This window comes from Bradyrhizobium genomosp. III, from assembly GCF_000261705.1.
Taxonomy (GTDB): Bacteria; Pseudomonadota; Alphaproteobacteria; order Rhizobiales; family Xanthobacteraceae; genus Bradyrhizobium; species Bradyrhizobium ottawaense.
In genome coordinates this window covers 1-4,823 of record NZ_AJQF01000178.1, presented here as the reverse complement: position 1 = coordinate 4,823, position 4,823 = coordinate 1, and the positions used below count along the sequence as shown (strand labels likewise).

Genomic DNA, 4,823 nt, shown 5'->3' with positions numbered 1-4,823 from the left:
CGCCCCCCCCGCCGATACCCATGCCGCGGCCGAAAAGATCCGGCGCGACCATCCCGGCTGGTGGGTGCATGCGGGGACGTTGAGCTAAGCGACGGTGCCGTAGGGTGAGCAAAGCGACTTGTCCGCCGTAGCTCGAAGAGCGAAGGCGGAAGCGTGCCCACCACTTCCGACAACGTGGGCACGGCGCTGACGCGCCTTTGCCCACCCTACGGCAGCGGAGCTAACCCGCGCCGTCCTCGGCCAGCCCAAGAAACCCACGGATCTCGCCCAGCACTTCCTGCGGCTTGTCGTGCTGCAGCCAGTGTCCCGCCCCGGCGATGGTCTCGACGCGCGCTTGCGGGAAATAACGCTCCAGGCCTGCTGCTCTGGCACCGGCGAGAAAACTTTCACCGGCGTTCAAGAGCAGCGTCGGGCAGGTGATGCGCGACCACAGCGCGATGTGGTCGTCCGGCCAGAGCCGGTGCGGCGCCGAGGCGCGCTGATAGGGATCGAACTTCCAGCTATAGGTACCGTCCTCATTCTGCCGTGCGCCGTGCGTGGCGAGATGCAGCGCGAGGTCGCGGGACAGGCGCCTGTTGTGAAGCACCATCTGCGCCGCTGTGTCCGCCAGGGTCGCATAGCGGCGCGGCGAGCGGTCGTGCAGCTTGTCGAGCTGGACCACCCATTTGCCGATGCGCTCATGCGCCGGCGGCTTTGGCGTGTCCGGCAGCATCGTCACGCCGTCGAGCACGACCAGCTTCGAGACCTGTTCAGGGAATGACCCTGAAAAGATCAGGCTCACCATGCCGCCCATCGAATGGCCGACGAGGGTCACCTGAGACGCTGCGATGGTGCGGATGAGCTGGGCGAGATCGTAGACATATTCGGTCAGTGCGTAGCTGCCGCCCCTGGTCCAGTCGGAATTGCCATGGCCGCGCAGGTCGGGCGCCACCACATGAAAATGCGGCTGCAATGACCGGGCGATGACGTCCCAGCTCCGGCAGTGATCGCGGCCGCCATGGACCAGGATGAGAGGCGGCGCGCCCTCATTGCCCCAATCGGCGTAATGCAGCCGTAGACCATGAGACTCGTAGAAGCGGCTTTGCGGGGCGGGCATCGGGGCGCTATCCATTCGCCGGCCGCCGCACCAGTGCCAGCGACAGGCCGAGGCCTGCAATGAAGACGCCGGAGCCCTGGGTGAGACGCCGCATCAGGTGCGGCCGTCCGATCAGCTGCGTGCGGGTAGCGGAGGCCATCAGCACCACGACGACGTCGGCAAGCGTGTTCAACGCCACCGAGATCGCACCCAGCATAATGAACTGCAGCGTGGGGCTCGGTCCCGCGGGATCGAGGAATTGCGGAATGAAGGCGAGGAAGAACGCGGCGGTCTTCGGGTTCAGCGCCTCGACCAGCACGCCGTCGCGGAATGCGCGCTTGTCACCGGCCGGCTCGCTCTCGAGCGACAGTGCGCGGCCGGCGCTGCGAAAGGTCTTGATGCCGAGCCAGACCAGGTAGAGCGCGCCGACGAATTTGACGGCGGCGAACAATTCGGCGCTGGCGAGGATGATGGCGGAGATGCCGAGGCTGCCCGCGACGACATGAACCAGTCCGCCCAGCGCCGTGCCTGCGGTCGATGCGAAGCCGCTGGCGCGTCCCTCCGACAAGGTCCGTGCCGCGACGTAGAAGATGCCGGGGCCGGGAACGGCGGCAATGAGACAGGCTGCGGCCAGGAACAGCCAGAAATTCGTTTCGATCATCCTGTTTTCGTAGCGCAGCGTGCCGCGATTGCAAGGCTCTCGTTTAGCCCGCGCGGCGGAAGATCACGCTGGCATTGACCCCGCCGAAGCCAAAGCCGTTGGAGATTGCGTGTTGCATCGGCATCGGCCGCGCGCTGCCGGCGACGATGTCGATGCCCTCAGCGCCCGCATCGGGGTTTTCGAGGTTGAGCGTCGGCGGCGCGATCTGGTCGCGCAAAGCGAGCACGGTGAAGATCGCCTCGAGGCCGCCGGCGGCGCCGAGCAGATGGCCGGTGGCCGATTTGGTCGCGCTGACGGCGATGCCGCGGTTACGGCCGAACAGCGCGGCGATCGCGCCAAGCTCGCTCTCGTCGCCGGCGGGCGTCGATGTTGCGTGGGCGTTGAGGTGCTGCAGATCTGCCGGTGCAAGGCTCGCCTGCCGAAGCGCGATCTCCATGGCGCGGCGGGCGCCGTCGCCGTCGGGCGGACCGGACGTCATGTGATAAGCGTCCGCCGTCGTGCCGTATCCGATCACTTCTGCGATCGGCATGGCGCCACGCGCGAGCGCATGCTCCAGCTCCTCGATGACAAGAATGCCGGCGCCTTCGCCCATGACAAAGCCGTCGCGGTCCCGATCGAACGGGCGCGAGGCCCGCGCCGGCTCCGCGTTGAAGGAGCTCGACAACGCGCGCGCTGCCGCAAAGCCGCCGAGGCTGACGATGTCGATGCAGGCCTCCGCGCCGCCGCAGATCGCGATGTCGACTTCGCCCGCATGGATCATGCGCGCGGCATCGCCGATCGCCTGGACGCCGGCGGCGCATGCGGTGACCGGTGTGCCGAGCGCGCCCTTGTAGCCGTATTTGATCGAGACGTGGCCGGCGGCGAGATTGGCCAGGAACGAGGGGATCGTGAACGGCGAGAGCCGGCGCACGCCGCGCTGCTCGGTGATGCGCACCGCCTCCGCCATCGCCGGGAAACCGCCGACGCCGGAGGCGATGATCGTCGCGGTGCGCTCCAGCGCGGCAGCATCCTGCGGCGTCCATTTCGCCTGCGCGATCGCCTCGGCGGCCGCGAGCAGCGCGAACAGGATGAAGCGATCCATCTTGCGCTGGTCTTTTGGTGCGGCGGCCTGCGCGGGATCGAAGCCGCCATCGGCATCGTCGGCCTTGTCGGGCACGAGTCCGGCAATGCGCGCCGGCAGCGCCTGCGCCCATTCGGGCAGCGGGCGCAGTCCGCTTTGACCGGCGAGCAGCCGGCGCCATGAGGTTTCGACACCGCAGCCGAGCGGCGATACCGCGCCCATTCCCGTCACGACGATACGACGCATATTACTCTCCAGCCGGCGCGACGGCCGGGTTCATGGCCTTGAGTGAAGCGATCCGCTTGCGCATGCCGCGGCTGGCGCGGGGACCGGCGACGACGACCGTATTGGCGAGCGTGATCGGCTGCATGTCGGTAGCGTCGACCACGACCGGATCGAACGGGCGAGCGTCGCTCCGGTTCGCCAGCAGAATGGATTCACCTTTGGGCGCGAGATGCTTGTTGCCGAAGGCGAGCAGCGTAGCGATCACCGGGAAGAAATCCCGCGCCTTGTCGGTCAGAACGTATTCGTAACGCGGCGGCCGCTCATGATAGCGGCGCCGCACGAACATGCCACTCGCGGTGAGGTGAGCGAGGCGCCGCGACAGGATGTTCGGAGCGATCCCGAGGCTTTGCGAAAATTCGTCGAATTTCGTCGCCCCCTGAAACGCATCTCGCAGGATCAGGATGCTCCACCATTCGCCGACCGTCTCGACGGCACGGCCGACCGGGCATTCCAGGATCGAGGGGGATTTGGGTTGCATGGCGGGAAGGTAGGTGAGTGACTTGCAAAATGCAAGTGACTAGGCAACCTCGTGCCCCGGACGCAGCGCAGCGCTTCTTCAGCGGTGCGCTGCAGAGCCGGGGCCCATGTTGCTGATGACTGCGGATGTCCCGTGGGTCCCGGCTCTGCAGCAGCAACGCGAAGGGCGTTGCAGCGCGTCCGGGACACGAGAGTGACTGTGTTGTTGCCCCGAACTCCGTCATTGCGAGCGAACGTCTCCGCGGAGGGATTCTGGATTGCTCCGCCTTCGCCAAGGCTTCGGCGGACAAGTCGCTGCGTTCGCAATGACGATGTGGAGATAGTCCGGACCTATCTCACCGGTGTCGTCCCGGCGAACGCCGGGACCCATAACCACAGGGAGTGGTTTGGCGAAGATCGGATGTTATCGGTACTCGCACCGACACTGTATCGATGGATCACGCGGTATGGGTCCCTGCGTTCGCAGGGACGACACCGGATGTTTCGCTGGCGGTGCGCCGAAACGCAAAAGCCTAGTGCGACCTTGCGAGACAGAACGCCACCACCTGCTCCAGCGCGCTCTTCATCGGCGAGGAGGGGAACAGCGCCAGTGCGTCCACCGCCATGGCGCCGTAGTGCTGGGCGCGGCTGAGCGTGTCCTCGAGCGCGCGGTGCTTGTTCATGAGCCCGATGGCGTGATCGAGGTCGCTATCGCCGATCTCGCCGCGCTCGAGCGCCCGGATCCAGAACGCGCGCTCGGTGTCGTTGCCGCGGCGGAAGGCGAGCACGACGGGCAGGGTGATCTTGCCCTCGCGGAAATCGTCGCCGGTGTTCTTGCCGAGCTTTGCGCTCTTGCCGCCATAGTCGAGCACGTCGTCGACGAGCTGGAAGGCGATGCCGAGATTCATGCCGACCGAGCGGCAGGCGGTCTGCTCGGCCTTGGGGCGGTTGGCGATGACGGGGCCGACCTCGCAGGCCGCCGCGAACAGCTCGGCGGTCTTGCCGCGGATCACGGCGAGATATTCGTCCTCGGTGGTCGCGGTGTTCTTGGCGGCGGCCAGCTGCATCACCTCGCCCTCGGCGATGGTGGCGGCGGCCGCAGAGAGGATGTCGAGCGCGCGGAGCGAGCCGACCTCGACCATCATGCGGAAGGCCTGGCCGAGCAGGAAGTCGCCGACCAGCACGCTCGCCTCGTTGCCCCAGAGCATGCGGGCCGACAGCTTGCCGCGGCGCATCTCGCTCTCGTCGACGACGTCGTCGTGCAGGAGCGTGGCGGTATGCATGAA

Annotated in this window: 5 protein-coding genes; all 5 read right to left on the bottom strand. The window is 67.0% G+C overall.

What is annotated here, in order from left to right; translation table 11 throughout:
- Window positions 1–220: 220 nt before the first annotated feature.
- Entirely contained in the window at window positions 221–1,096 is an 876-nt protein-coding gene (locus IC66_RS0115845) for an alpha/beta fold hydrolase (protein WP_038948285.1), read from the bottom strand.
- A 7-nt stretch (window positions 1,097–1,103) separates the two neighbouring features.
- The gene (locus IC66_RS0115840) at window positions 1,104–1,736 is read right to left on the bottom strand and encodes a LysE family translocator (RefSeq protein ID WP_028141661.1); all 633 of its coding nucleotides are present in this window, start codon (window positions 1,734–1,736) and stop codon (window positions 1,104–1,106) included.
- 43 nt (window positions 1,737–1,779) lie between these two features.
- Window positions 1,780–3,042: a beta-ketoacyl-ACP synthase II gene (fabF, locus tag IC66_RS0115835; protein ID WP_038948284.1), complete on the bottom strand. Its 1,263-nt coding sequence runs from the start codon at window positions 3,040–3,042 to the stop codon at window positions 1,780–1,782.
- Window position 3,043: 1 nt separating this feature from the next.
- A complete protein-coding gene (locus tag IC66_RS0115830) occupies window positions 3,044–3,559 on the bottom strand; it encodes a winged helix-turn-helix transcriptional regulator (protein ID WP_028141659.1) in 516 nt (171 codons plus the stop codon).
- Window positions 3,560–4,070: 511 nt separating this feature from the next.
- Window positions 4,071–4,823: polyprenyl synthetase family protein (locus IC66_RS0115825; RefSeq protein ID WP_038948283.1), on the bottom strand; the 753-nt coding region annotated here is incomplete at its 5' end.

What these genes read in the sequence shown, in the direction of transcription:
- IC66_RS0115845 (WP_038948285.1), bottom strand. Translation starts at nt 1,096, where the DNA reads ATGCCCGCCCCGCAAAGCCGCTTCTACGAGTCTCATGGTCTACGGCTG.
- IC66_RS0115830 (WP_028141659.1), bottom strand. Translation starts at nt 3,559, where the DNA reads ATGCAACCCAAATCCCCCTCGATCCTGGAATGCCCGGTCGGCCGTGCC.
- IC66_RS0115840 (WP_028141661.1), bottom strand. Translation starts at nt 1,736, where the DNA reads ATGATCGAAACGAATTTCTGGCTGTTCCTGGCCGCAGCCTGTCTCATT.
- fabF (WP_038948284.1), bottom strand. Translation starts at nt 3,042, where the DNA reads ATGCGTCGTATCGTCGTGACGGGAATGGGCGCGGTATCGCCGCTCGGC.